The 23,102-nt window shown below is 72.7% G+C and carries 27 protein-coding genes; 9 read left to right on the forward strand and 18 right to left on the reverse strand.

The window, feature by feature from the left end:
• The first annotated feature begins 56 nt into the window (after positions 1 to 56).
• Together AB0I38_RS04595 and AB0I38_RS04600 are read left to right on the forward strand one after the other, a co-directional pair.
• On the forward strand, positions 57 to 290 hold the full coding sequence (locus AB0I38_RS04595) for a hypothetical protein (RefSeq protein WP_358461811.1): 234 nt from the start codon (positions 57 to 59) through the stop codon (positions 288 to 290).
• Between the two features lie 33 nt (positions 291 to 323).
• Entirely contained in the window at positions 324 to 1,544 is a 1,221-nt protein-coding gene (locus AB0I38_RS04600) for an ROK family transcriptional regulator (protein ID WP_358461814.1), read from the forward strand.
• A 12-nt stretch (positions 1,545 to 1,556) separates the two neighbouring features.
• On the opposite strand, the gene AB0I38_RS04605 is transcribed toward AB0I38_RS04600, so the two are convergent.
• Positions 1,557 to 2,117 carry a YdeI/OmpD-associated family protein gene (locus tag AB0I38_RS04605; protein WP_358461817.1) on the reverse strand — a complete coding sequence of 187 codons (561 nt, stop codon included), beginning with the start codon at positions 2,115 to 2,117 and terminating at the stop codon, positions 1,557 to 1,559.
• On the reverse strand, positions 2,114 to 2,521 hold the full coding sequence (locus AB0I38_RS04610; RefSeq protein WP_358461820.1) for a VOC family protein: 408 nt from the start codon (positions 2,519 to 2,521) through the stop codon (positions 2,114 to 2,116). Before AB0I38_RS04610 ends, AB0I38_RS04605 begins: the two co-directional genes overlap by 4 nt.
• 184 nt (positions 2,522 to 2,705) lie before the next feature.
• Here AB0I38_RS04610 and AB0I38_RS04615 point away from each other — a divergent pair, with 184 nt between their 5' ends.
• Positions 2,706 to 3,008, forward strand: a complete 303-nt coding sequence (locus AB0I38_RS04615) for a hypothetical protein (RefSeq protein ID WP_358461823.1) — start codon at positions 2,706 to 2,708, stop codon at positions 3,006 to 3,008.
• Between the two features lie 114 nt (positions 3,009 to 3,122).
• On the opposite strand, the gene AB0I38_RS04620 is transcribed toward AB0I38_RS04615, so the two are convergent.
• Positions 3,123 to 4,070 (reverse strand): helix-turn-helix domain-containing protein, encoded by a 948-nt coding sequence (locus AB0I38_RS04620; protein ID WP_358461826.1) that lies wholly within the window; start codon positions 4,068 to 4,070, stop codon positions 3,123 to 3,125.
• A 71-nt stretch (positions 4,071 to 4,141) separates the two neighbouring features.
• Between AB0I38_RS04620 and AB0I38_RS04625 the strand changes: the two genes are divergently transcribed.
• Positions 4,142 to 4,462 (forward strand): cupin domain-containing protein, encoded by a 321-nt coding sequence (locus AB0I38_RS04625; protein ID WP_358461829.1) that lies wholly within the window; start codon positions 4,142 to 4,144, stop codon positions 4,460 to 4,462.
• Positions 4,463 to 4,555: 93 nt separating this feature from the next.
• Here AB0I38_RS04625 and AB0I38_RS04630 read toward each other — a convergent pair whose 3' ends face one another.
• The 4 genes from AB0I38_RS04630 to AB0I38_RS04645 form a co-directional block, all read right to left on the reverse strand.
• Complete coding sequence (locus AB0I38_RS04630) at positions 4,556 to 5,107, reverse strand: signal peptidase II (protein WP_358461831.1); 552 nt, start codon at positions 5,105 to 5,107, stop codon at positions 4,556 to 4,558.
• A 160-nt stretch (positions 5,108 to 5,267) separates the two neighbouring features.
• Positions 5,268 to 6,932 carry an AMP-binding protein gene (locus AB0I38_RS04635; protein ID WP_358461834.1) on the reverse strand — a complete coding sequence of 555 codons (1,665 nt, stop codon included), beginning with the start codon at positions 6,930 to 6,932 and terminating at the stop codon, positions 5,268 to 5,270.
• 83 nt (positions 6,933 to 7,015) lie between these two features.
• Positions 7,016 to 8,278, reverse strand: coding sequence for an FUSC family protein (locus AB0I38_RS04640; RefSeq protein WP_358461837.1), 1,263 nt, complete (start codon positions 8,276 to 8,278; stop codon positions 7,016 to 7,018).
• Positions 8,279 to 8,293: 15 nt separating this feature from the next.
• Positions 8,294 to 9,343: a glucose 1-dehydrogenase gene (locus tag AB0I38_RS04645; RefSeq protein ID WP_358461840.1), complete on the reverse strand. Its 1,050-nt coding sequence runs from the start codon at positions 9,341 to 9,343 to the stop codon at positions 8,294 to 8,296.
• Positions 9,344 to 9,459: 116 nt separating this feature from the next.
• On the opposite strand from AB0I38_RS04645, the gene AB0I38_RS04650 reads away from it, so the two are divergent.
• From AB0I38_RS04650 to hypF, 4 genes are all read left to right on the forward strand, one after another.
• Positions 9,460 to 10,566 carry an RNA-guided endonuclease InsQ/TnpB family protein gene (locus tag AB0I38_RS04650; RefSeq protein ID WP_358461843.1) on the forward strand — a complete coding sequence of 369 codons (1,107 nt, stop codon included), beginning with the start codon at positions 9,460 to 9,462 and terminating at the stop codon, positions 10,564 to 10,566.
• A 365-nt stretch (positions 10,567 to 10,931) separates the two neighbouring features.
• On the forward strand, positions 10,932 to 11,753 hold the full coding sequence (locus AB0I38_RS04655) for a HypC/HybG/HupF family hydrogenase formation chaperone (RefSeq protein ID WP_358461846.1): 822 nt from the start codon (positions 10,932 to 10,934) through the stop codon (positions 11,751 to 11,753).
• On the forward strand, positions 11,750 to 12,379 hold the full coding sequence (locus AB0I38_RS04660; protein WP_358461849.1) for a D-sedoheptulose-7-phosphate isomerase: 630 nt from the start codon (positions 11,750 to 11,752) through the stop codon (positions 12,377 to 12,379). Before AB0I38_RS04655 ends, AB0I38_RS04660 begins: the two co-directional genes overlap by 4 nt.
• Entirely contained in the window at positions 12,343 to 14,694 is a 2,352-nt protein-coding gene (hypF, locus tag AB0I38_RS04665; protein WP_358461852.1) for a carbamoyltransferase HypF, read from the forward strand. The genes AB0I38_RS04660 and hypF overlap by 37 nt, the downstream gene beginning before the upstream one ends.
• A 13-nt stretch (positions 14,695 to 14,707) precedes the next feature.
• Here the strand turns inward: hypF and hypE are convergent, their stop codons facing one another.
• From hypE to AB0I38_RS40370, 5 genes are all read right to left on the reverse strand, one after another.
• Complete coding sequence (gene hypE, locus AB0I38_RS04670) at positions 14,708 to 15,847, reverse strand: hydrogenase expression/formation protein HypE (RefSeq protein WP_358461855.1); 1,140 nt, start codon at positions 15,845 to 15,847, stop codon at positions 14,708 to 14,710.
• Positions 15,844 to 16,971, reverse strand: a complete 1,128-nt coding sequence (gene hypD, locus AB0I38_RS04675) for a hydrogenase formation protein HypD (RefSeq protein WP_358461858.1) — start codon at positions 16,969 to 16,971, stop codon at positions 15,844 to 15,846. The genes hypE and hypD overlap by 4 nt, the downstream gene beginning before the upstream one ends.
• A 99-nt stretch (positions 16,972 to 17,070) precedes the next feature.
• Positions 17,071 to 17,343 carry a HypC/HybG/HupF family hydrogenase formation chaperone gene (locus AB0I38_RS04680; protein ID WP_358461861.1) on the reverse strand — a complete coding sequence of 91 codons (273 nt, stop codon included), beginning with the start codon at positions 17,341 to 17,343 and terminating at the stop codon, positions 17,071 to 17,073.
• On the reverse strand, positions 17,321 to 17,686 hold the full coding sequence (locus tag AB0I38_RS04685; RefSeq protein WP_358461863.1) for a hydrogenase maturation nickel metallochaperone HypA: 366 nt from the start codon (positions 17,684 to 17,686) through the stop codon (positions 17,321 to 17,323). The genes AB0I38_RS04680 and AB0I38_RS04685 overlap by 23 nt, the downstream gene beginning before the upstream one ends.
• A gap of 6 nt (positions 17,687 to 17,692) precedes the next feature.
• The gene (locus AB0I38_RS40370; RefSeq protein ID WP_436838715.1) at positions 17,693 to 17,800 is read right to left on the reverse strand and encodes a DUF6893 family small protein; all 108 of its coding nucleotides are present in this window, start codon (positions 17,798 to 17,800) and stop codon (positions 17,693 to 17,695) included.
• Positions 17,801 to 17,942: 142 nt separating this feature from the next.
• Here AB0I38_RS40370 and AB0I38_RS04690 point away from each other — a divergent pair, with 142 nt between their 5' ends.
• Positions 17,943 to 19,157 (forward strand): RNA-guided endonuclease InsQ/TnpB family protein, encoded by a 1,215-nt coding sequence (locus AB0I38_RS04690; protein WP_358461865.1) that lies wholly within the window; start codon positions 17,943 to 17,945, stop codon positions 19,155 to 19,157.
• On the opposite strand, the gene AB0I38_RS04695 is transcribed toward AB0I38_RS04690, so the two are convergent.
• From AB0I38_RS04695 to AB0I38_RS04720, 6 genes are read right to left on the reverse strand one after another with little or no spacing between them, the layout of a single operon-like run.
• Positions 19,146 to 19,982, reverse strand: coding sequence for a hydrogenase maturation protease (locus AB0I38_RS04695; protein WP_358461868.1), 837 nt, complete (start codon positions 19,980 to 19,982; stop codon positions 19,146 to 19,148). The two genes, AB0I38_RS04690 and AB0I38_RS04695, sit on opposite strands and share 12 nt — an antisense overlap.
• The gene (locus AB0I38_RS04700; protein WP_358461871.1) at positions 19,979 to 20,980 is read right to left on the reverse strand and encodes a hypothetical protein; all 1,002 of its coding nucleotides are present in this window, start codon (positions 20,978 to 20,980) and stop codon (positions 19,979 to 19,981) included. Before AB0I38_RS04700 ends, AB0I38_RS04695 begins: the two co-directional genes overlap by 4 nt.
• A 3-nt stretch (positions 20,981 to 20,983) precedes the next feature.
• Complete coding sequence (locus AB0I38_RS04705) at positions 20,984 to 21,628, reverse strand: DUF6084 family protein (protein ID WP_358461874.1); 645 nt, start codon at positions 21,626 to 21,628, stop codon at positions 20,984 to 20,986.
• A gap of 14 nt (positions 21,629 to 21,642) precedes the next feature.
• Positions 21,643 to 21,870, reverse strand: coding sequence for a hypothetical protein (locus AB0I38_RS04710; RefSeq protein WP_358461877.1), 228 nt, complete (start codon positions 21,868 to 21,870; stop codon positions 21,643 to 21,645).
• A 19-nt stretch (positions 21,871 to 21,889) separates the two neighbouring features.
• On the reverse strand, positions 21,890 to 22,570 hold the full coding sequence (locus AB0I38_RS04715; protein WP_358461880.1) for a DUF5947 family protein: 681 nt from the start codon (positions 22,568 to 22,570) through the stop codon (positions 21,890 to 21,892).
• Positions 22,567 to 23,100 carry a NifU family protein gene (locus tag AB0I38_RS04720; RefSeq protein WP_358461883.1) on the reverse strand — a complete coding sequence of 178 codons (534 nt, stop codon included), beginning with the start codon at positions 23,098 to 23,100 and terminating at the stop codon, positions 22,567 to 22,569. Before AB0I38_RS04720 ends, AB0I38_RS04715 begins: the two co-directional genes overlap by 4 nt.
• Between the last annotated feature and the right edge of the window lie 2 nt (positions 23,101 to 23,102).

Raw genomic sequence — 23,102 nt, forward strand, 5'->3', positions numbered from 1 at the left:
AGGCGTTTCACCTCTCCGCAAGCCCTGCGGCGAGGATGTTTCCGATCATTCGTCCGGTGGCGGGCGCGGTCGTCAACGGCCCCAACGACGCGAAACTGTTCGCCGACGGCCTGGGCGAGCACTTCGCGGAGATGCCCCCCTGCCCGGCCGACGGCAAGGACCGCCACGAGCGCTTCACCGGGCACGGCAGCCGCTTCGTCGACGACGTGCGCTCCTGGCAGGCCTCCGAGCCGGCCGACGATTTCGCGGCGATCGCCCTGTACGCTCTCACGTTGACGTCCTCACCTTGACGTCGACGTGACGCCCTTCGACGCGGAGGTGACGTGAAGCCCCCTGTCCACGGGACGCCGAGGCTGATGCGCGCGATCAACGACCGCGCCGCGCTCCGCATCCTGCTGGAGAAAGGCCCGCTGACCCGCCCCGAGCTGAGCGAGCTGACCGGCCTGTCCAAGCCGACGGCGTTCCAGCTCCTGGCCCGCCTGCAGGAGGCGGGGCTCGTGGTCAACGACGGCGTCCGGGCGGGCCAGCCCGGACGCACCGCCGAGGTCTACCGGGTCAACGCCGCCGCCGCGTACGTGGCCGCGCTGGACGTCACACCTGAGCGGATCGACGTACAGGTGGCCGACATCACCGGCGCCGTCGTCGGCGCGGCCGGCTCACCCGCCCCGTCGCCGATGGGCGGCGGCCTGGTCGGGCAGTTGCGGGAGGCGGTCGAGGCGGCGCGGCCGCCCGGCCCGCTGCGCCGCGTCGTCATCGGCGTGCAGGGCGCCGTCGACCCCACGACCGGCAGGCTCGACCACGCCACCGCCGCGGACATGCCCGGCTGGCAGATCCCCGACCTGGTGCCCACACTCGGCGACGGGCTCGGCGTCACCGTCGACGTGGAGAACGACGTCAATCTCGTCGCCCTCGCCGAGCAGGCGCACGGCGCGGCGGCCGACTGCCCTGACTTCGTGCTGCTGTGGGCGGGTGAGGGGCTCGGCGCCGCCCTCGTGATCGGCGGACGGCTGCACCGCGGCTTCTTCGGCGGCGCCGGCGAGGTCGGCTACATGCCCGTCCCCGGCGCGGCCACCGCCCTCGACGGCGGCCGGTTCAGCCACCACGGCTACCAGGCGCTGGCCGGCGGGCCGGCGGTGCGGGACCTGCTGCGCTCGTACGGCGTCCAGGGGGCCGACTTCCAGGAGTCGATGGCAATGGCGGTGCGCCTGGCCGAGGGCACCGGGAGGGCCGCCGAGGAGGCGGTCGCGGGCCTGCGGACGGTGGCCGCCCGGGTCGCGCTCGGCCTGGCGACCATCGCCTCGGTCGTCGACCCGGGGCTCGTCGTGCTGGCCGGGGGCCTGGTGTCCGCCGGGGGCGAGCGGCTGCGCGACCTCGTCGAGCGCGAGCTGCGGGCACTCGACGTCGGGCGGCTGCGGGTGCGGCTGTCGGCCGTCCGGGGCAACCCGGTGCTGGTGGGCGCGATGGACCTGGCTCTCGCCCGGGTCAGGGACGAGGTGTTCGGGCAGGTCACCCGCGATGGTGGCCCGGCTAGCACGGGCCACTGACGGCGGGCGCCTTTACATTGTAGATTCGTGGGGGATGTCCGACAGGCCGGAGATCGCCCTCCGCAGGCGGGCCGCGCGTCCGGCCGGGGTCTTGGCCGTCAGCAGCGGCAGGATCACCTGGTAGCGGTCTGTCCTGCCGAGCGCCTCGAAGCGGACAGCGGCCTCCGGGCAGTCCGCCAGCGCCTCGGCCAGGTCGGGCGGGACAGTGGCCTCGCGCTGGGAGGGGTAGGCGGCCGCCCAGCGGCCGTCGGCCCGGGCGGCGGCGACCTCCGCCAGACCCGGCGGCCGCATGCGCCCGGCGGCGGTCAGCCTCTCGACGTGCCCGACGTTCACCTGCGACCAGGGACTGCCCTTGCGGCGGCGCGAGAAGCGCTGCAGGTAGCAGTGCTGATCATGGGACTTGCGCTGGCCGTCGATCCAGCCGTAGCACAGCGCGACCTCCAGCGCCTGCCCGATCGTGACCGTGGAGAGCGCCGACCCCTTCCTGGCGATCCGCAGCCAGATCCCGCCCTCGGTCTCGTGATGCTCGGCCAGCCACGCCTCCCACCGGGCGGCGTCCGCGAAGAGTCTCATCGGCCCAGGACCTCCAGGTAGTGCGGGTTGTACATGATGCCCAGCACGTTGCCGAACGGATCGATCACGGCGGCGGTGACGAACCCCTCGCCGCGCTCGGTGAGCGGCAGGTACGGCCTCGCCCCCATGGACGACAACCGGTCCAGTGCGGCCCGGACGTCGTCGACGTGCCAGTGCATGATCACTCCCCCGGGGTCCCTGGGCAGGCCCGGCGGGGCGTAGCTCCGGTCGATGAGGCCGAGCTCGGCCTGGTGGTCGCCGATCCGGAACTCGTAGTAGGCGGCCGGTCGGCCGTTGCCGGGCCTCTCGAAGTACGGCTCGACGCCCAGCAGTTCGGCGTACCACTTCCTGGCCGCCTCCAGGTCGTCGGCCCAGAAGTTGATGGTGGCCGGTCCTCGCAACATGTGTTGCTCCCTTCCTCTCCCCCGAACATTAGGAGCCATTGCGGAACGTTCGGTTCCGCATTGAACCCCGGTATTCGCGAGTTTCAGACCGCACTGATCCCGTCCACACTGCCCGCGCCGCAGAGGCCACCTCGCTTTGGCGCCTGGCCGGCAGATGACCACGGCTCAGGACTACGATGACCACATGACCGCTCCCCAGCACCGGTCACACCTTGCCGACCGTGCCCAACGGCTCGAAGCCGCCGCCTTTACGCTCGGTGCCGACATGGGGGATATCAAGACCGCGGTAGACCAGCTCCCGCACACGATCCGCCAGGAGATCCTCGAATACACCGAGCCCGTCTTCGGGGAAATCATGGCGGGCAACGCTTCGCTGGCCACGAAAGAACATTTGGACCAGCTTGAGCAACGTCTGAAGAACCTGATGGACACGCGCTTCGGTCAGGTTGACGCCAAACTGGACGCGCTCTTGGCGGCTCTGCAGTAACCGCCCTCGAACGGTCCCGGGCGGCAGGGCCCGTGCGGTCACCGTGGTGAACCTGGACCGCACCGGCCTCGGCACCTTCACCCGTCGGCCCTGACCTCCCCGCCTCGGGGGCGCTCAGCGGCCGAACGTTCGCCGGTAAGCGACAGGGGTGGTGCGCAGAGCGCGGTGAAACCTGCGCCGGAGGTTGACCGCGGAGGACAGGCCGACGCGGGCGGCGATCGTCTCGACCGGCAGATCGGTCTCCTCCAGCAGGGCCTGGGCCGCCGCGACGCGCCGGCTGAGCAGCCACTGCCCCGGGCTGACGCCGAGCTGGCCCGCGAACCTGCGGGCCAGCGTGCGCGCGGAGACCCCGGCGCGGGCGGCGAGCCGGTCGACGGTGAGGGGCTCGTGCAGCCGTTCGGCGGCCCAGTCGAGCAGGGGCCCCAGCGAGTCGGCCGGCCGGGCGGCCGGGGGCGCGGCGGCGTACTGCAGCTGGCCGCCCTCCCGGTGCGGCGGCATCACCATGTGCCGGGCGACCTGCGCGGCGTAGGCGGCGCCGTGGTCGGCGCGGACCAGGTGAAGGCACAGGTCGATGCCGGCGGCCGTGCCGGCGCTGGTGGCCACGTCGCCCAGATCGGCGTAGAGGGTGTCGGCGTCGACGTCGACGAGCGGGAACCGGTCTCTCAGCTCGGCGGCCATCCGCCAGTGCGTGGTCGCCCGGCGGTGGTCGAGCAGCCCGGTCTGGGCCAGCAGGAAGGCGCCGGAGCAGATCGCGACCAGGCGCGCGCCCCGCCCGTGGGCCCGGCGCAGCGCGTCGAGAACGGCCGGCGGGGCGGGCTCAAGGGGCCGCTGCCAGCCCGGGATCACAACGGTGCCGGCGTGGTCCAACGCCGCCAGCCCCGAGGTGACCGCCATGTCGTAGCCGGCCAGGGTCGGCACCGCGCCGGGGCGCTCGGCGCAGACCTGGAAGTCGTAGTGGTCGGGCAGCCCGGGACGGCGCACCCCGAAGACCTCGGCGGCGCACGCCAGCTCGAACGTGGACTGCGGCGGCAGCGCGAGCGCGACGACCCGGTGAACACCCATGGCAGGAAAGTATCTGAGAATGTCAATCCGGTCACTGTGCCGGAGAGCCTCCCCCGGCCACGATGGGAGCCATGGAACACGACGACATCCAGGTCCTGAACGTCGACGAGGTCGAGGCCGTCGAGATCGTCCCCGGAATCGTCCGGCGCCGGCTCCCCGCCACCGAGTGGGCCCGCGGCTGGATGTACGACTTCGCGCCGGGCACCGAATGGCCGGAGGTGGACGTACACGACGGGGAGGAGCGCTACTACGTCGTCTCGGGAGAGTTCATCGACAGGGGGCACCGGCTCGGGCCGGGCAGCTACGTGGTGTTCGCTCCGGGCAGCACGCACCGGCCGCGCACCGAGACGGGAGCGCGCATGCTCGGCATCAGCATCATCCCCGCGCGCTGAGCGGAGCCCGGCGGCACGCGCCGGTCACGGTCGTGCCAGAGGCCGGCAGCGTCAGGCGACCCGGCGGCCTGGCGCTCTTGGCCGCTTCCCACCCTAGGAGGACGAGTGTTCCTCGTCGGCCGCGTCACCCAGGGGGATGCCACGGAGGCTGAGCAGTATGAGCAGGACGCAGCCCCCAGTGAGGGCGATGTCGGCGACGTTGCCGACGAACAGGCCGCCGTAGTCGATGAAGTCGACGACATGGCCCTGGGCGAAGCCGGGCGGGCGGAAGAGGCGGTCGAGCAGGTGGGTGGTGGCGCCGCCCAGCAGTGCGCCCAGGACGACGGCCCACACGGGCGAGCGCGACCGCCGGCCGACGTACAGGATGCCGGCGACCGCGGCGGCGGCCGCGAGGGTGAACACCCACGTCACCCCCTCGCCGATCGAGAACGCGGCACCGGGGTTGAACAACAGCCGCAGCTGGATCAGTCCCGGGATCACCGTGATGCGCTCACCGTCCGAGAGCGCCGAGATCGCCCAGAACTTGGAGGACTGGTCGGCGAGGAGCACCACCGCGGCCAGCGCCAGCATCCACGCGTACGGCCGTGATCCTCGTCTCGTCCCCTGCGAACCGCTGGTCTCCTGCGAACCGCGCCTGACCGACACCCGTACCTCGCAATCCGCGATCTTCTTGCATCGAATCTACCGAAACCATGCCCGTCCGCTCGCCTTTACGTTGTAGATCCTTACAGCCGGGAGGCCGCGGTTCCCTCAGAACGAGCCGTGCCCGTCGCCGTCTGGCACCGGGTACCGGCGGATCGGCCGGCTACCGGCTCTCCTCCAGCCGGGCGCGGTCCACCTTGCCCGTCGGGTTGCGCGGCACGGCCCGCACGAACACGACATCCCGCGGCACCTTGTAGCCGGCCAGCCCGCTCCGGACGGCCTGCTTGAGCTCGTCGGCCGAGGGCGTCGCGTCCGGCGCCGGCACCACGTAGGCCGCCAGGCGCCGGCCGTACTCGTCGTCGGGCACTCCGAGCACGGCCACGTCGGCGACCTGCGGCTGCCGGGCGAGGAGGTCCTCGACCTCCTGCGGGAAGACGTTCTCCCCGCCTGAGACGATCATGTCGTCCTCGCGTCCGTCGATGAACAGCCGCCCCTGCTCGTCGCGGTGCCCGAGGTCGCCGGTGCTCAGCAGGCCGTCGAGCGTCCGGTCGTCGTCGCCCGTGGAGCCCCCCATGGAGGAGCCGCCCGTGGAGCCGCCCGTGTGGCCCCCCGTGGAGCCGCCCGTGTGGCCCCCCGTGGAGTCGCCCGTGTAGCCGCCCGTGTAGCCGCCGAAGGTGACCCCGCCGCCCACGAACACCCTGCCGACCGCGCCCGGCGCGAGCTCCTCGCCACCGGGCCCGGCGACGCGCACCGTGGTCCCGCGCGAGGGGCGTCCCACCGTGCTCGGGGCCTCGCGCAGGTCGGCGGGGGTGGCGATGGTCGCCCAGCCGGCCTCGGTGGAGCCGTACAGGCTGTAGAGGACGTCGCCGTACGCGCGCGTGAACTCCTCGGCGAGGTCGGGCCGCAGCGCGGACCCGCCGGAGATCACCGCGCGCAGGTGCGGCAGCGGCCGTGGTTCGCCGGCGAGCAGGCGCCGCAGCATGGCCGGCACGGCCACCATCGCGCCGGCCCGGTGCCGGTCCAGCGCGTCCAGCACGGCCTCGGGCTCGAACCGCCGCATCAGCACGACGGGACAGCCGAGCACCAGCGCCACGCCGTACCAGAGCAGCCCGAGGCCGTGGAACAGCGGCGGCGCGATCAGCATCGGCTCGCCGGAGCGCAGCGGCACGGTGGCGAGCATCGAGGTGAACGGCTCGGCCAGCGCGGTCAGGGACAGCCGTCGCGGAGCGCCCTTGGGCGTGCCGGTCGTGCCGGAGGTGAGCAGCACCAGGCGGCCCGGCCGGCGCGGCGCCGGCGGCTCGTCCGCCCCGGCGGAGGCGATCAGCTCGTCCAGGTCACCGGTCTGGGGGCCGTCGAAGCCGGTGGGCGGCAGGCCGGGCGCCGCGATCAGCGTGTGGACGCTCTCCCGCTCCAGCACGTCACGCAGCGCGGGCCCGGCCAGGCCCGTGTTGAGCGGCAGCAGGTCCGCGCCCAGGCGGGAGACGGCCGCCATCGCCTCGGCGAAGCCCCGATGGTTGAGCCACATGACCGCGACCGTGTGCCCCGGCCGCACGCCGAACCGGTCGTGCAGGGCCGAGGCGAGTGCCGCCGCCCGGCGGTCGAGCTCGGCGAACGTCAACCGCCCGTCGTCGTCGAGGATGGCCGTGCGGTCCGGCCAGCGGGCGGCGGCGATGGCCACGCCCGCGGCCGGTGTCGCGTCGTAGCGCCGGTAGGCGGCGACCATCCTGGCCAGCCGGTCGGGCGGCTCGGGACGCAGCAACCCGTTGCGCCAGAACGTCTCCACCGCCTCGGCGCCGAAGCCGCACAATTCGGCCAGTCTGCTGGTCATCTTGGACCGGACCTTTCTTCCCAGGAAACGGACCTTCAGCGTGCTACCCAGGGCCATGGCCCCTATGAGGCGCGCCACCCGTGTCAACGCCCTTCCCCGTGCCCGTGCTGATCTCCATTCCGGTGCTCGCGCCGGTCCTGGCGCTCGATCCGGCGCTGCCGGCGCCCGCGCCAGCGGCGCAGGAGGGTGGTGACGACGGGCACCCGGGGCGGTTGCGGCGGCTTGGCGACCTTGAACCTCCTGGCGCCCTCGTGCACGGCCGCCGAGGACTCGGCCGGTTCCACTCCCGCGAACACCAGCACGTCGATGGCGACCATGTCCAGGGCCGCGACGGCGTCCCGGCCGCTGGCCTCGGTTTCGAGGCGTTCCAGGTCGAGCGCGCTGACGGCGTCGAGGACCCGGTCGGCGGCGTGCTGCCGCTCGGCGCGGCTACCGAGTCCGGCCGACAGGTCGCGCAGGATGTCGGCGAGGTGGGCGATGCTCGGCGCCAGCACGAGACGCTCGTCCTGGTCGGCGGCCAGCGCCGTGCGCGCGAGCATGAAGCAGCTCCCGCCGAGCAGGTCGAGGTAGCCGGCGTTCTCCCGCTCCTGCACCAGCGGCGCGGCCCGGACCCGCCAGGTCACGGTGTACTGCGTCACCATCGAGCTGACGTGCCGTGCCCTGCCCACCTCGGCGAGCCCGTCGATGAGGTCGCGCAGCTTCTTCATCGCCCGGTCGCCGGCCTCGCCCGCGTCGGCGGCGTCTCCGCCCAGCGCGCTGGAGGTGAGTTCGAGGCCGTCGGCCATCTTCTCCAGCGCCTCGGCCTCCGCCCGCCGCAGCAGCGCGACGGGCTCGGGAGCGAACAGCAGCTGGCTGAAGACGAGCGCGACCCCGGCGCCGATCAGCGCGTCGATGAGGCGGCTCGACCCCGCCATCGCCGTGGCCGAGGCGATGGTCAGGATCGCGCCGGCGGCGGCCTGGCCGACCACCAGCCGGCTCCCGCCGAGGGCGCGGGCCGTGGCGGTCCCGAAGAAGACGGACACGGCCAGGCCCAGGTAGCCGCCGCCCACGTGCGACAGCGTCAGCTCGCCGGCCACGATGCCGAGCACCACTCCCGTGAGCAGGCGCAGGGACTGCAGCCCGCGCTCCCCCGGCGCGGTGTTGAGCGCGACCACGGCGGCGATCGGCGCGAAGAACGGATCCTGGTGGTCGCCGAGGTGGGTCGCGATCACCCACGCGAGCGTGGCGGCGGCGGTCTGCTGCAGCAACGTCCACGCGTGCGTCACCAACCGGCGCCGGGCCCCGGCCAGGGCCTTCAGAAGCCGCTTCCACAGCTCGGCGGCGGGAGGGATGCGCGGGACTCGCATCCGCGGGCGTCGTGGTCAGACCTGGAGGTCGACGACGACCTTGACGTCGTCGGGATGCTTGTGCAGCCCGTCGACGAAGTCGCTCATCGGGATCCGTCTGGTGATCATCCGCTGCAGCCAGCCGAGGTCGGCCTTGGTCAGGGCGTCGGCGGCCTGCTCGAAGTTGCGGCGGGAGGCGTTGACCGAGCCGAACAGCACCGTGTTCTTCAGCACCATCTGCTTGTTGATCTCGTCGAGCCGGGCCTCGGCCGGGTGTGTCGCGGGCATGATGCCGAGCAGGCAGATCACCGAGTCGGGCGCGACCCGCTCGGCCAGCCCGAAGACGAGCGGCCCGTGGCCGGTGCACTCCATCACCACGTCGGGAACGACGTCGAGGTCACCGAGCTCCCCCACGTGGAAGGTGGCGCCCAGGTCGGTGACCAGCCGCCGCCTGGGGCCCTGGTCGTGGAGGTCGAGGACGTGCACCTCCAGGCCGCGCTGGACGCCCATCAACGCGGCCAGCAGGCCGATCGGGCCCGCACCGGTCACCAGGGCGATTCTGGGCCGCCAGGTGGCGCGGCTGAAGATGCGCTCGCTCTGCTCCCACGCCTTGGCCAGCACGGACGCGGGCTCCAGCAGCACTCCGCAGTCGCCGAGCCCGGGGTCCAGCTTGATCGCGTACTGCGTGTCGACCACCCAGCGTTGCGAGCCGTACCCGTCGAGTTCCTTGATGCCGCGCTCGGTGTACAGGCCGTTGCGGCAGAAGTCCGGCTCGCCGTGCCCGCACGGTTCGCACGGGACGGGGTCGGGACGCCGCACCATGCCGGCGACCAGGTCGCCGGGGGCGAACCGGGTGCCCGGCGGCGCCTGGATCACGGTCCCGAGCGACTCGTGGCCGATCACCAGCCGTTCCCGGCCCGGTGGCGGCCAGCCGTAGTCGTCGCCCTCGACGATGTCGGTGTCGGTGCCGCAGATGCCGAGGAGCCTGCCCTCCACGAGCAGGTCGTCGGGGCCCGGCGCCGGCTCGTCGAGGTCGCTGACCCGCACCTGGCCGGGCCGGCCCGGAATCACCGTGATCGCCTTCATCGAATCTCCTTGAGGCTGGAGACCCCGTCCTTCAGGGCGGGGAGCAAAGCCGGAACAAAACGGCTATATCGAACACGTGTGCTAGATTTGGCGGATCTTGCGATACGGTGTGCGGCGTGGCGCAGATCGTGAAGCGGGCCTACAAGTACCGCTTCCACCCGACCCCCGAGCAGGCAGTGGAGCTTGCCCGGACGTTCGGCTGCGTCCGCCTGGTCTACAACAAGGCGCTGGAGGAGCGGACCCGGGCCTTCCGGCTGGAGGGCCGCGGCGTCTCCTATGCGGAGTCTTCGGCGCTGCTGACGGCGTGGAAGCGCTCTGCGGAGCTGAGCTTTCTGGGTGAGGTGTCGTGTGTCCCGTTGCAGCAGGCGTTGCGTCATCTGCAGGCGGCGTTCGCCGGTTTCTTCGCCAAACGGGCCAGGTATCCGGTGTTCAAGTCCCGTAAGAAGTCCCGCATGTCGGCGGAGTACACCCGTTCGGCGTTCCGCTGGCGCGAGGGCCGGTTGACGTTGGCGAAGATGGGCGAGCCGCTGGACATCGTGTGGTCGCGGCCCTTGCCTGAGGGAGCTGAGCCGTCCACGGTGACCGTGAGCAGGGACGCGGCCGGTCGGTGGTTCGTGTCCATCCTGGTGGAGGAGAAGATCGCCCCGCTGCCCCCGGTCACGCAGGTGGTGGGGGTGGACGCGGGGATCACCGCCCTGCTCACCTTGTCGACCGGGGAGAAGATCGCCAACCCGCGTCATGAGCGGGCCGACCGGCGCAGGCTGGCTCGCGCTCAGCGGGCGCTGGCCCGAAAGGAGAAGGGCTCGGCCAACCGGGTCAAGGCCCGGCTGAAGGTGGCCCGCGTGCACGCGCGGATCGCCGACCGCAGACGCGACTTTCTGCACAAGGTCAGCACCCGGCTTGTTCACGAGAACCAAGTGATCGCCGTGGAAGACCTGACCGTCCGCAACATGGTCAAGAATCACAGGCTGGCGCGCGCCATCTCGGATGCGTCCTGGCGGGAGCTGCGCGGCATGCTGGAGTACAAGAGCCGCTGGTACGGGCGGCGGCTCGTGGTGGTGGGTCGCTGGTTCCCGTCCTCCAGGCTGTGCTCTGTGTGCGGGACACTCCAGCCGTCCATGCCGCTGAACGTCCGGACCTGGGTGTGCGCCTGCGGCGCATCTCATGACCGGGACGTGAACGCGGCCAGGAACATTCTCGCCGCCGGGCTGGCGGAGAGCTGAAACGCCTGTGGAGCCGATGTAAGACCTCAAGGGAAGTCCTCCTTCCTGGCGGCGATCGGCGATGAAACAGGAACCCTCACGGGCGACCGTGGGAATCCCCCTCGTTCACGAGGGGGAGGAGGTCAACTCGCCGTCTTCCTGTCTCGGGCTGCCCGCCGTGGCGCGGGGCCGGTCTCCCGAGCGCACCTACCCGTCGCAGCAATCTCGATACGTATTGTGATATTTCCTTACGAAGTCTTCGCTTTTCTCCATCTGCTGACCCTTGGGGCAACCTTGGCGGGACACGGCCGGGAAAATCCCGGGCAAAGCCCCATCCCCAGTGGACCCTGTGATCGAAAAGGGCCGCCGACGGACAGGGGATGGCGATGGGACAACAGGCAGGGACCGCCCCGCTCGACGAGGCCGCCGCACGTCGCGCGGGCCCCGGCAAAGCGCTGGCGGCGGACGCCGGGCGGATCGTCATGTGCGCTCTCGACATGGCCGAGCGCTTCCATCGCAAGGGCCGGCTGCTCACGTTCGGCAACGGGGCCGCGGCGGCCGACGCCGGGCATCTGGCCGTGGAGTTCACCCATCCGGTGATCGTGGGCAAGCGCGCGCTTCCCGCGATCTCGCTGGCCAACGACGCCGCGGCGGTGAGCGGCCTCGCCGCCGCGAGCGGCTACGAGTCCGTCTTCGCCACGCAACTGCGGCTGCTGGGGCGGCCCGAGGACATCGCGGTCGGCTTCCTCACCGGCGACGGGTGCGGCAGCGTGCGCGCCGCGCTCGCGGCGGCCCGTGACCTGGGCATGCTGACGGTCGCCCTCACCGCGAGCGGCTCGGACGACGGAGTCGTGAACGGCCTGGAGATCCACCACGTGCTCCCCGCGCGGACCGGCGATCCACGGGTCGCGCGGGAGATCCACGTCACGATCTACCACGTCCTGTGGGAGCTGGTGCACGTGTTCTACGAGGATCCGGTGTTCTCCCTGGCCCCGGCCGCCTGCCACGACGACGGCGCCTGCGTCACGTGCGCCGACACGGCGGTCCCGGTGCGGGTCACCGAGGTGCGTGACGGCGGGCTGGCCGTGGTCGACACGGGCTCCGGCACCGAGGAGATCAGCGTGGCGCTGGTCGAGGCACGGGTCGGCGACGTGGTGCTGGTGCACGCCAAGGAGGCCATCGCGGTGCTCGGAGGTGACGGGGCATGACCGGGACGCTCTACCCGTTCCTCGGCACCGGCCAGGTCACCGTCGAGGACGTGACCCGCTCCAGCGTGGAGAAGGCCGGGGAGAGCCTGGCGCTGCGCCTGCGGGTGCTCGAAGGGCTCGGCCCGGCGCTCGCGGAGTGCGCGGACGTGCTCGCCGCCGCCTTCCGGTCCGGAGGCAGGCTCTACACCTTCGGCAACGGCGGCAGCAGCACCGACGCGCAGTCCGTGGCCCAGCTGTTCCTGACGCCCGGCGCGGACGGCCGGAGCCTGCCGGCGATGTCGCTGACCGGCGACGCCGCGCTGCTGACCGCGCTCGGCAACGACGTCGACTTCGATGTGATCTTCGCCCGCCAGCTGGCCGCCCTCGGCCGTCGCGGCGACATCGCCCTCGGGCTGTCGACCAGCGGCGGCTCGGCGAACGTGCTGCGCGGCCTGGAGGAGGCGCGCCGCCGCGAGATGGTGACCGTCGGCTTCGCCGGGTCGGGTGGCGGCCGGATGGCCACCGAAGAGCTCGCCGACCACCTGTTCGTCATCCCCTCGTCGTCGGTGCACCGCGTCCAGGAGGCTCAGACCACCGCCTGCCACGTGCTGTGGGAGCTGGTCCAGCGCTCACCGGCCGGGGCGTGACCGGCCGGGTCCGCTCGCGCATCCGGGTCGAGGGCATCGTCCAGGGCGTCGGCTTCCGACCGTTCGTGCACGCGCTGGCCTCCCGGTACGGCCTGGCGGGCCTGGTCGGCAACGACGCCACCGGGGTGTTCATCGAGGCGGAGGGCCCGCCCGCCGCGGTGACCGCGCTGGTCGAGGCGGTGCGCGAGCGGGCTCCCGCGCTGGCCGTGGTCGAACGGGTCAGCGTGACCGAGGTCGCGCCGACCGGGGCCCGGGGCTTCGACATCGCGCCCAGCGTGGCCGGCGGGGCCCGGCGGACGCTGATTCCGGCGGACGTGGCGACCTGCGACGACTGCCTGACCGAGCTGTTCGACCCGGCCGATCGCCGCTACCGGTACCCGTTCGTCAACTGCACGAACTGCGGGCCCCGGTTCACGATCATCACGGCGATGCCGTACGACAGGGGCGCGACCACCATGGCGGCCTTCCCTCTGTGCCCGCAGTGCGCGGCGGAGTACCGCGACCCGGGCGACCGGCGCTTCCACGCCCAGCCGGTGTGCTGCCCCGCCTGCGGGCCGGCCCTCACGCTGCGCGCGCCGGACGGGTCACGGGTGCCCGGTGATCCCGTCGCGGTGGCGACGGCCTGGCTCGCGGGCGGCGCGGTCGTGGCGGTCAAGGGGCTCGGCGGCTACCACCTGGCCGCCGACGCCGCCGGCGGGACGGCCGTCGCGACGCTGCGGGCCCGCAAGCGCCGCGCGGACAAGGCGTTCGCGGTGATGGCCGCGGATCTGGCCGCCGCGCGCGAGCTGTGCGAGGTGGACGACGCCTCGGCGGCGCTGCTGACCGGCCCGCGCCGGCCCATCGTGCTGCTGCCCCGCCGGGCGGACGCGCCGGTCGCGCCCTCGGTCGCGCCCGACGGTCCCGACCTGGGCGTGCTGCTGCCGTACACGCCGCTGCATCATCTGCTCGCCCGCGCGTTCGCCCGGCCGTACGTGCTGACCAGCGGCAACCTGTCCGACGAGCCGATCGCGTACGACGACGAGGACGCGCGGCGGCGGCTGGGTGGGATCGCCGACGTCTTCCTGTGCCACGACCGGCCGATCCACACGCCCGCCGACGACTCGGTGGTGCGGGCCTTCCGGGGAGCCGCGCTGCCGATCCGCCGGGCCCGCGGGCACGCCCCCGAACCGCTCGCGCTGCCCCTGGCCGCGCCGCGCCCGGTGCTGGCCTGCGGGGCCGCGCTCAAGAGCACGTTCTGCCTGGTCAGGGGACGGCACGCGTTCGTGTCGCAGCATCTCGGCGATCTGGAGAGCCACGAGACGCTGCGCGCGTACACGACCGGGATCGAGCGCCTCCGGCGGCTGCTCGGCGTCGAGCCGGAGGTCGTCGCCCACGACGCGCACCCTGACTACCTGTCCACGACGTACGCGCTCGGCCTCGAAGGGGTGGAGCTCGTCGAGGTCCAGCACCACCATGCCCACATCGCCTCCTGCCTGGCCGACAACGGCGAGGTGGGGCCGGTCATCGGCGTCGCGTTCGACGGCACGGGATACGGCTCAGACGGCACCCTCTGGGGCGGCGAGCTGCTGGTGGCGTCCCTCACCGGGTTCCGCAGGGCCGGGCACCTGGAGCCGGTGCCGATGCCGGGCGGCGTCACGGCCATCCGGCAGCCGTGGCGGATGTCCGCCGCCTTCCTGCACGCGGCGGCGGAGCCGGCGGACGGGCTGGACGTGGCCCGCCGCAACGCGGCCCACTGGCCGGCGGTGGCCGCGCTCGCCGCTCTCGGCGGTCGCGGTGTGCCCGTCACCTCCAGCGCCGGCCGGTTGTTCGACGCGGTGGCGGCGCTGATCGGCCTGCGCGACGCCGTGACGTACGAGGGGCAGGCCGCGGTGGTCCTGGAACACCACGTGGACCCCGCCGTCCGGGACGGCTATCCCGTGACCGTGACCTCGTTCATGGCTGACGGCCGGCCGGCTGCCGTGACCTCGTCCGGAGGGACGCTGGATGGTCGTCCGGCCGTGCTGATCAGGAGCACCGACCTGGTCCGGGCCGTAGCCGCGGACCTGCGCCGGGGCACGCCATCCGGGGTGATCGCGGCGAGGTTCCACCACGGGCTCGCAGCGGCGGTGGTGAAGGCGGTCCTGCTGGTCGCCGAGTCCACGGGACTCGACACGGCCGCCCTGTCGGGCGGCGTGTTCGCCAACCTGGTCCTGCTCGGCGGCGTGACCGACGGCCTGCGCGGCCACGGTCTCCGCGTGCTGACCCACCGCACGGTGCCCTGCAACGACGGCGGCATCAGCCTCGGCCAGGCGGCGGTCGCCGCCGCCCGAACCTGACCGGCGACCACCCTCAGCAGATGCGTGGGAGAGGGTCGCCGACGAGGACGTCGACGATGCGGGTGCCGCCGAAGGCGGTGCGGAGCAGGACGAGGCCGGGCGGGTCGGCTTTCACCGTGCCGATGACGGCGGCCCCCGCGCCGAGCGGGTGGCCGCGCAGCGCATCGACCGCGCGGCCGGCGTGCGCGCCGTCGACGATGGCGACGAAGCGTCCCTCGCAGGCGACGTAGAACGGGTCGATGCCGAGCAGCTCGCACACGCCCGTCACCTCGGCCCGCACCGGGACGGCGTCCTCGTCGACGACCACGGCCACGTCGGAGGCGGTGGCGACCTCGTTGAGGATGGTGGCGATCCCGCCCCGGGTGGCGTCGCGCAGGGTCCGGACCTTCCCGGGCACGCTGTCCAGCAGGCCGGCCACGAGCTCGTGCAGGGGCGCGGTGTCGGACTGGAGCGCGGCCTCGATGCCGTAGTCGCCGCGGGCCAGCATGATGGCGGCGCCGTGCTCGCCGATGGGCCCGGAGACGATGACCGCGTCGCCGGGCCGCGCACCGGAGGCCGACAGGCTGACCGGCCGCTCGATGACGCCGACGCCGGTGGTGGTGACGTAGCAGCCGTCGGCCTTCCCGCGTTCGACCACCTTGGTGTCGCCGGTGACGATCGACACGCCGGCGGCGCGCGCCGCGGCGGCCATGGAGGCGGCGATCCGGCGCAGGTCGGCGACGGGAAAGCCCTCCTCCAGGATGAATCCGGCGGCCAGGTACTCGGGGCGGGCCCCGCACATGGCGAGGTCGTTGACGGTGCCGTTGACGGCCAGGTCGCCGATGTCGCCGCCGGGGAAGAACAGCGGGGAGACCACGAAGGAGTCAGTGGTGAAGGCCGCCCGCGCGCCGTCGAGCCGCAGGGTCGCCCCGTCCTCCAGGGGGGCGAGCAGCGCGTTGCCGAACTCCTTCAGGAAGACGGCCTCGATCAGCGTCTGGGTCGCCCGGCCGCCCGCGCCGTGGGCGAGCGTGATGCGCTCCTCCTTGACGACCGCCTTGCGCCGCCTGGCCCGCGCGATGCGGTCGAGGACCTGCTGCTCGCGGCCGGGGTGGGGCGTGCCGGGCAGCGCGTGCCCGAGGTCCGGCGTCTCGCGCGCCGGCCGTTCGGTGGTCATGCCCGGGTCGCCTCTCTCACGCGGTCGCGGCTGAAGCGGCCGAAGTTGTAGTACGCGGCGCAGGCGCCCTCCGAGGAGACCATGCAGGTGCCGATCGGCGTCTCCGGGGTGCAGGCGGTGCCGAACACCTTGCACTCCCAGGGCCTGAGCACGCCCTTGAGGACCTCGCCGCACTGGCACGCCTTGGGATCGGCGACGCGTACGCCGGGCAGCTCGAAGATCCGTTCGGCGTCGAAGGCGGCGTACTCATCGGCCAGCATGAGCGCGGACTGGGAGATGAAGCCGAGGCCGCGCCACTCGAAGTGCGGCCGGAGCCGCATCACCCTGCGGATGACGTCCATCGCGGTGCGATTGCCCTGCCACGGCACCACCCGGGCGTACTGGTTGGCCACCTCGGCCCGTCCCGAGGCGAGCCGGCCAAGGAGCATGTGCACCGACTGGAGGATGTCCAGCGGCTCGAAGCCGGCGACGACGAGCGGCTTGCCGTAGTCGCGAGCGATGAACTCGTACGGCTCGCAGCCGATGACGGCCGACACGTGGCCGGGGCCGATGAAACCGTCGAGCCGGAGGTCGGGCGAGTCGAGGATGGCCTTGATGGCCGGAATTATCATGACGTGGTTGCAGAAGACGGAGAAGTTGCGGATGCCGTCCGCTGCCGCCCGCAGGATGGTCATCGCCGTGGACGGCGCCGTGGTCTCGAACCCGATGGCCATGAACACCACGCGCCGGTCGGGGTTCGCCTGGGCGATCCGGAGCGCGTCGAGCGGTGAGTACACCATCCGGATGTCGGCGCCGGCCGCCTTGGCGTCGAGGAACGAGCCCTGGCCGCCCGGCACGCGCGTCATGTCGCCGAACGACGTCATGATCACGTCCGGCTGGGAGGCGATGTGGATCGCGTCGTCCACCCTGCCCATCGGGATCACGCACACGGGGCAGCCCGGACCGTGCACGAGCACCACGTTCTCCGGAAGGTGGTCCTCCAGGCCGTGCTTGTAGATCGTGTGGGTGTGCCCTCCGCACACCTCCATGAACGTGTAGCGCCGTCCCGGCTCGCACCTGGACGCGATCTCCGCCGCCAGCATCCGGGCCTTTCCGGCGTCGCGGTACTCATCGACGAACCGCACGCGTCCCCCTTGTCGTGATACCGCTCATCCCGATACCGCTCATCCCGATGCCGCTCATCCCGATACCGCTCATCTCGATGCCGCTCATCCCGATGCCGCTCAAGAGATGTCCGACTGCCTGAGCGCGTCGAGCTCGTCGTCGTAGGCCTGGCCGAGCCCTTCCAGGTAGTCGAGGACGGCCTGCGCCTCCGACTCCGAGATCTTGGACAGCGCGAACCCGACGTGGACGAGCACCCAGTCGCCGGCCTTCAGGTCCTCGTCGGCGAGCAGGCCGACGTTGATGCGGCGGCGCACGCCGCTGACGTCCACCAGGGCGAGGTCGGCGTGCTCCTCGTCGGTCCCGACGAGTTCACCCGGGATGCCCAGGCACATGCGCCGGCTCCTCCCGGTAGCTGATGGATTCGAGGACCAGTTCGTCGCCGCCCGTGAGGTCGACGTCGTCGCCGCCGCACACCGGGCAGACGGCGAGCACGTCCAGTGACTCCGTCCGGCCGCCGCAGGCGCGGCAGGTGACGGTCAGCGGCGTGACGACCAGGTCGAGCACGGCGTTCTCGGCCGGTGTGCCCGCGGCCGCGTGCGCGAAGGCCTGGTCGAAGGCCTCCCCCACGACGGCGTGGCGGGTGCCGACGCGCACCCGCGCTCCGGTGATCTCCCGGTCGCCGGCCTGTCGCCGGATCAGGTCGACCAGTCCTTCGCACATCCCGTGCTCATGCATACGGCGCTACATCCATTTCATCATCAGATACCGCTTGATATCCGGCCATTGCAGGGCGATGACCGTTACCACCCCGCAGGCCCCGATCAACGCCACTACACGTGTCTTACTCATGTCATGTCACCTCATTCCGTGGTCCAGGACCGGGAGCCAGGCCCGGCACTTTCCGCAATCATCGAAACTCCTTGAACGTGGAGACCCCGGGCTTCAGCCCTGGGGAGGAAACGCGGCACGATGCCGCAGAACTTTGTCGGTGGTGGTCGGTAGGTTGATCGACGTGTCCCGCTTCCGGCTCTCGCCTTCGCCCGCTCAAGAGGCGGCGCTGGCGGAGCATTGCGGGCACGCCCGGTTCGTCTGGAATCTCGCTGTCGAGCAGCACGCGCACTGGCGTCCGGGGCTGAAGTCCGCGCCCGGATACAACGCGCAGTCCAAACAGCTCACCGAGGCCAGGGCGGAGTCCGCCTGGCTGCGGGCAGGGTCGCACACGGTGCAGCAGCAGGCGTTGCGGGACTTCGCGCAGGCCATGGCCGGCTTCTTCGCGGGCACCCACCGCCGTCCGACGTGGCGCAAGCGCGGCCGGAGCGAGGGCTTCCGGATCGTCGCGGTCAAGGCGGGAGACGTACGCCGCCTGTCGCGCAACGTGGGCGAGGTGAGGGTGCCGAAGGTGGGGTGGGTGCGATTGCGCTGGTCGCGGGCCGTCCCCGACGCGGTGAGGTCCTACCGGATCACCCGCGACCGCGCGGGCCGCTGGCATGTGGCGTTCGCCGCCATCCCGGAGCCGATCCCGGCACCCGGCACGGGCGAGGTCGTCGGCGTTGATCGAGGTGTTGCCGTGAGTGCCGCGCTCTCGACGGGCCAGATGCTGAACGCGCCCGCCCTGCGCGACACGGAGAAGGCCCGCCTGTCGCGGCTGCTGCGCAAGCTGGCGCGGGCCGAGCGCGGGTCGAATCGGCGGGTCAAGGTGAAGACGGCCATCGCCCGGCTGAAAGCCCGCGAGAGGGACCGGCGCAAGGATTGGGCCGAGAAGACCTCTACCGATCTGGCCCGCCGTTTCGACGTGATCGCGGTCGAGGATCTCAAGATCCGCGACATGGTCCGGTCCTCGAAGGGCACCATCGAGGCGCCCGGCAAGAACGTCCGGCAGAAGGCCGGTCTCAACCGGGGCATCCTGGCCAGTTGCTGGGGCACGCTCGTGCAACGCTTGGAGCACAAAGCTCCCGGTCGCGTCCAGAAGATCGACCCGCATCACACGTCGCAGACCTGCAACGCCTGCAAGCACATCGCCAGAGCGAGCCGTGAGAGCCAAGCGGTCTTCCTGTGCGTCGTCTGCGGGCACCAGGCCAACGCCGACGTCAACGCCGCGAAGAACATCCGCCACACCGCCGTGGGGCGCACGGTGGCTGCACGGGGAGGCCCGCCGCTGGGCGGACCTGCGAACCGTGAACCTCAACCTGTCCTCCTACCTGCGTAGAGATGGGTTGGAATCCCCCGGCTTCAGCCGTGGGGAGGACGTCAAGTCCATCACCAGGCGCACCGCTTGGTCGACGGCCGCCCGCACCGGCTCGCTCAGCTCGGCGAGCACGTCCTCGTCCGGCGATCCGGTCAGCACGGTGGCGGGCTCGCAGCACACCACGAGCACGCGCTCCGGCACCCGGCCGAGCTCACGGGCCAGCCGGAGCACCTTCACCGGATCCAGGCCGTGGCCCTCGATGGCGGCCGCGCCGCCGTCGGGCAGGTCTGCTTCGAGCACGGTGAGCGTGCCCGGCGGCTCGCCGCGCATCGCGGCGTCGACCAGGATCGCGGTGTCGTAGTCGCGTTGCAGCGCGTAGACCAGGTCCATGCCCCGGATGCCGAAGTCGACCACGTCCACGCCGGCGGCCCGCTCCTCCCTCGCCAGGCGGCGCGCCACCTCGACGCCGAACCCGTCGTCGCCGAGGAAGATGTTGCCGATCCCGGCGACGAGCACCCGCGCGGCTCTCGGCGCGTCCTGCGGCGGCCCGAGCGGCTCGACCTCCTCGGGCGCGTAGAAGAACCGGTGGCCCGGCATCCGGGCCTCCCCCAGGTCGCGGCCCGGGTCGTCGTCGAGGACGACGGCGACGTGGAAGGCGCCCGCGTCGTCCTGCTCGATCGACTCGACCACGGCCTCGCGCCCGGCGAGGACGAGGTCGAAGATGTCGGCCCGGGCCGCCGACGGCCGCAGCCGCACCCGGCTGCCCGCGCGCACCGGCACCCCGTCCACGAGCACCTCGTCGGGGCCGCGCCGCTCCATCCGGGTCCAGAAGTCCGTCTCGCTCATCCGGCCGGCTCCGCCCGTACGATGCCGTGCAGCCGCATGAGCTCCGCGGGCGTGAGCGAGGCGCACCGGTCGAGGATCTCGCGCCCGCGCGGGTCGCCGTCGCGGATCTCCCGCTGCTCCTCCTCGGTCAGGGCCAGCACGCTCAGCGTGAGGAGCTGGTCGATCTCCGTGGCGTCGAACAGGTCGCCGGGGCTCTCCGGCGAGACGCGCGGGTGGTCGTACAGGATGATCGGCGCGGCCAGCATCGTGCGGCGGTCGCCCTCCTCGCCGAGCAGCACCGGCCAGACGCCGAGGTTGCGGCACTCCTCCGCGAGCGGGCGCAGCTCCGCGGGCGGGTCCATGAGCGAGACGAACCGCCCGCCCTCGGTGTGCAGCACCGTGTGGGCCGAGATCAGGGTGTGCCGCATCGCCTCCGCGCGGATGTCGCCCGCCCAGGGTGTGGTGTTGACGACGCGCACGGTGAGCCGGAAGAGCCCTGGCCGCAGGAGCTCGGCGCGTGCCTCGACGTGGCCGCGCAGCGCCTGCCAGCCGCGCAGCACGGCGCCGGCCCGGCCGCCCGCGCCGTCGGCCAGCCATTCGGCCTCCTGACCGGCCGGGATGTCGATCTCGATCCGGCCCGGCCGCTCGGCCAGCCCGCCGAGGTCGAGCCCGGCCTGCGCGACCTCCCGCTCGACCGCCTCCTCCCGGGGCAGGTGGCGCCGGCCGGCGACGGTCAGCTCCGGCACCAGGTCGAGCTCCGCGCCACGCGCGCGGGCCACCTCGCGGGTGACCACGTGCAGGAACCGCACGCGCACCTCGATCGTGTCGGCCGGATCCGCCTCGACGAGGCACTGGGTCCGCGCCTGCCACGGGTTGCCGTCGTGCGCCCTGCCGTACGGCTCGGGATGGATGCCGCCGATCGTCCAGCGCTGCTGGTTCTTCAGCGCGGACCCGCGGTACGGCCACAGCAGGTAGCCCTCGTACAGCACGGCTCGCGCGATCTGTCCGGCCTGGTCCATCGCTCAGCTCCCGCCCGTCCTCAGCAGCGACTCGACCACGTCGTCCCAGCCGGCCAGGGTGTGGCGGCTCCGGTAGGCGTGCAGGCGGTCGAAGGCGTCGCGCCCCAGCCGCAGCCAGGCGCTCGCCGGAAAGTAGTGCTCCATCAGGTCCTTCCACGTCCGCACCGGCATGCGGAACTCCGCCTCGGTGTCCCAGGCGATGCGCGCGGCCTGCAGCCGGTCGTCCGCCAGGTAGAAGATGGTGCCGCTGAAGAGGAACTCCAGCGGGATCTCGCCGTCGCCGAGGCCGTGGAAGTACTTGACCGCCGCGACGTCGAAGTCGTAGGTGCAGGCCACCGGGATGGCGGCGGCCGTGCTGCCGGTGAACGCGGGCAGGTGCGTGACGGTCTGCGTCCACAGCAGGCTCGTCACGCTCCTGCTCCACTGCTCGGGCGCGCCGAACAGCTCGACGAGCCGCGCCTGGTCGGCTCGCCCGTACGTACGGCGGGCGGCGGCGATGCGGATCTGGGTGTTGAGCACGACGGAGCGCACCTCGACCCCGTCCGCGCCGTCGATCGTGAGGCCGAACTCCAGGGTCGGCAGGGCGGCGAACTCCGCCACCCGCACCCCGTCGACCGCTATCCGCAGCTCCGGCGGCCCGGATGTCATCGTGTGTCCCCCGGTCAGGCGGGTGAGAGGTTGGGCATGTCGGGGTGGATGGGCTCGCGGCCGTGAGCGTCGATGCCGGTGGAGCGCGCGGCGGTCGAGCGCCCGTCCGGCAGATGGCCGGCCTGCCTTTCGTAGTTGCCGACCGCGTTGCCCTCGTGGACTCCCCTGATGTGCGACGGGGTGTCCGGGCGCACGTGGGAGTGTCCTGTCCTGATGTGCGGGTCCTTCTTCCTGCTGGCCATTGCCTGGTCCCCCCTTGACTCAGCGGTGAAGCCGGTCGTCGGCCGCGGCCACGGTCGTGGACCGGCGGCGTAGTTCGGTGAAGAAGTGCGTGATCTCGGCCCAGACCTCGGCCCCTCCGGCGAGTCCTCTCCAGTGGGTGCGGAGCAGCCCGACGAGCGTGTAGCACTCGTCGACGGGCACGATCCAGTGCTCCCTGGCCTCGCCGGTCCGGTTCACGAGCAGGGCCTCGACGTCGGGGGCGAGCCGGCCGAGCACGGGGTTGGTCTCGGTCAGCTCCCGCCAGGTGTGCTCGTCCAGCGGTGATTCGACGGCCCCGGCGGGGCTGGGATAGAACAGCGCGGTCCGGCCCGCCGCCGAGTCCTGGAGCACGAACGCCATCCGCACGGGGATGCGCAGACCGGCCCAGGTCTGGTCGTCCAGCGCGAAGCCGTCCAGCAGCCACCGGCGGTCCGACACCAGGCGATGGCTCTGGCCGCCGGCGGCCGGGCTGTCGAAGAGCACCGCGCAGGCCCGGCAGGCGCAGCGCAGCTCGCGGGCCGAAAGGTCGAGCAGGTGGCGGTGGCCGGGCGGGACGGGGCCGGCGCACAGCTCGCACCGCTCCAGGACCGGCTCCTGCTCCTGCTCGGGCTCCCCGGCAGGCGCCGCCGCGCGCCGGGTGATCAGCCGGCGCAGGGCGCCTCCCTCGGTCCGCCGCGTCACGACGCCGGTGTCCCGGGACGGTCACGCCCGGTGATGCGGCGCAGCGACTCGACGGGGACCACGACGGGCGGCGCCGGCGGGTTCTCGACCTCGATCTCGACCGCCTCGATCTCCGGCGCGGCGGCGCGTACCGCCTGCTCCAGGGCCGCGGTCAGCGTCGCCGCCGACGAGCGGCAGCCGCCGCGCGCGGGCCGCAGGCGCAGCCGGACCACGTCCGGCTCGACGGCCACGACGTCCGCGCTGCCACCGCCGAGCCGCTTGCGCGCCACCCGCAGCGCCTGCTCGATGCGGGTGCGCGCGTCCAGCGGGTGCAGGCCGTGCAGCAGCAGCAGGTGCGAGACCAGCCCGTCGGCGGCCAGCCGCTCGGCCAAGCCCTCCCCTGCCGCCGAGGCCACCGTCATCACCCGTGACAGCGCCTCGCCGTACAGGTCGAGCAGCGCCTCGACGAATTCGACCCCGCGCGCATCGGTCACCTCGTCCAGCAGGGCGTCGACGCGGCTCAAGCGGCCGGCCAGCTCCTGGTCGTCCACGG

Origin of the sequence: Nonomuraea cavernae, from assembly GCF_040655715.1 — a bacterium.
GTDB classification, from domain to species: domain Bacteria; phylum Actinomycetota; class Actinomycetes; order Streptosporangiales; family Streptosporangiaceae; genus Nonomuraea; species Nonomuraea cavernae_A.